Annotated in this window: 2 protein-coding genes; both read left to right on the top strand. The window is 61.2% G+C overall.

Translation table 11 applies throughout. The features are described 5' to 3' along the window. A partial coding sequence (locus HY36_RS11395; protein ID WP_035552802.1) for an antirestriction protein ArdA occupies positions 1–371 on the top strand: 371 nt, incomplete at its 5' end. A gap of 5 nt (positions 372–376) precedes the next feature. Then, on the top strand, positions 377–2,101 hold the full coding sequence (locus HY36_RS11400) for a ParB/RepB/Spo0J family partition protein (RefSeq protein ID WP_051602743.1): 1,725 nt from the start codon (positions 377–379) through the stop codon (positions 2,099–2,101). Positions 2,102–2,108 lie beyond the last annotated feature (7 nt).

Here is a 2,108-nt window from a genome sequence, read left to right on the forward strand (position 1 = left end):
GGCAACACCGGCCTGTTACCCGACATCATGACGGGTTTGAAGGCGCGCAACTGTCGGAATATGCGAACTTCGAGACCGTCAGCGATCTGGCTGATTTCATCAAGGACCATGGCCGACTTGGCGCGCTGGTCCATCGCCATGTCGGCGACGATCTCGCGCAGGCCCGCGCGGCCTTTGACGATTATGCAGGCGCCTATGCCAGCCGGTCCGATTTTGCCGAAACCCTGCATCGCGACACTGGCACAGTCATTCCGTCTGCTCTCGAACATTATATCGACTGGTCCGCGCTTGCTCGGGACATGGAGCTCGGCGGCGACATCATGGTGTTCGAAACCGCCTTCGACGTCGTTCACGTCTTCTGGACACGGTGACCGCCATGCCTCGTCCCCGTCTTGTCCTGACCGTGATCGATGGGCGCATCACAGATGTGAGCGTCGATGACCGCGCACCGGACATTGTCCTGCATGATTATGACTGGGGCGAAACCGACCCGGACGCGTTGCGCGACCGTGACGGACACGCCTTCTCGAAAATCAACTGGAGAGCGCCCGCCTGGAAGCTTGGCCTCTCCCTTTACCCGCCAGAAAAGGAGATCCCGATGGCACACCCCGACCTGCAACATATTCCCCTCGACGCGCTTCGCGTGTCAAAACTCAACATGCGGCATGGGCGCAAGAAGCCGGACGTGTCCGACATTCTGCCATCCATTCGCGAGAGCGGATTGCGTCAGACTTTGCTGGTGAGGCGAGAGGGCAAATATTATGGCGTCATTGCCGGACGCCGCCGCTTCTTTGCCTTGAAAGAGATTGCGCGGGAAACCGGTGAGACGCCATTGGTCCCCTGCGCCATCATGTCCGAGAAAGATGCGGCAAGCGCGATAGCGGCCTCCGTGATCGAAAATGTCGGACGCCTGCCTGCGACGGAGATGGAGCAATACGACGCCTTCAAACGCCTGCATGAGGAAGGCAAGGTAGTGGAGGATATCGCCGCCTTTTTCGGCGTCACCGAGCTTCTGGTCCGGCGCGTGCTCGCGCTTGCGTCGCTCGCCGAGCCGATCCGCAAGCTCTACGCCGAGGACGCGCTGGACCGTGAAACGATCCGGGCACTGACGCTTGCCACACCCAACCAGCAGGCGGCATGGATTCGCCTCTTCGAGAGCGATACAGAACGCGCGCCCATGGGCCGATCCTGCAAGGCATGGATCACGGGCGGAACCACAATCACGACAGACAAGGCGCTGTTTGACCTTGAGGCCTATGAGGGTCAGGTCACGGCGGACCTGTTCGGCGAGCACGGTGTGTTTGCGGATGCAGACCAGTTCTGGGAGGCGCAATCCGCTGCGATTGCCGAGCGGATCGACGCCTATAAGGCGGACGGATGGGCCGATGTCGTGTGCCTCGACCGGGGGGCGTATTTCCATCGCTGGGACCATGTCCAGTGCGCCATGGAAGATGGCGGCAAGGTGTTCATCGAAGTCAGGCATGACGGCAGTGTGCAGTTTCACGAAGGACAGCTGTCCTCAGCCGAAGCGCGCAGACGCGAGCGGTCTGCGACTGGAGGCGAGACGGCTTCGCCGGTCATTCGCCCTGAAATGTCCGGTCCGCTTGCAGAATACATCCTGCTTCACCGACATGCCGCCGCGCAGGTGAGCCTTGCCAATGCGCCCATGATTGCGCTCCGTCTGATGGTCGCGCATGCGATGGCTGGGAGCGCGCTGTGGGATGTCCGGCCTTTCGAGCTCCGCGCCCGCAAGGACGAGACGCAGGCGAGCGTGGAACGCTCGATATCTGTCACGGCCCTCGCCGAGACGACGACGACTGCAGACGCTTTGTTCAAGGCCCTGAACGTCAATCCGGCCCTTCGCCGGAATAGCGATGACTACCGCGTGTGCGAGCTTTTCTCGGCGCTGCTGGCCATGTCAGACGAGGAAGTCATGACGGTGCTGGCAAGCGTCATGGCCCGCACGCTGGAAGCCGGAAATGGCATCGTCGAGGCGGTTCTGCATGTCTGCGATACGGATGTGTCGGCGGCATGGACGCCGGACGAAGTCTTCTTCGATCTCACAAAGGATAAGCGCACTGTTCCCCGTCAGCGACCATGAGACAGAT

The sequence above is a fragment of the Hyphomonas atlantica corrig. genome, assembly GCF_000682715.1.
Classification (GTDB): domain Bacteria; phylum Pseudomonadota; class Alphaproteobacteria; order Caulobacterales; family Hyphomonadaceae; genus Hyphomonas; species Hyphomonas atlantica.

Excerpts from the sequence above, each read along its gene's own strand:
- HY36_RS11400 (WP_051602743.1), top strand. The coding sequence starts at position 377 with ATGCCTCGTCCCCGTCTTGTCCTGACCGTGATCGATGGGCGCATCACA.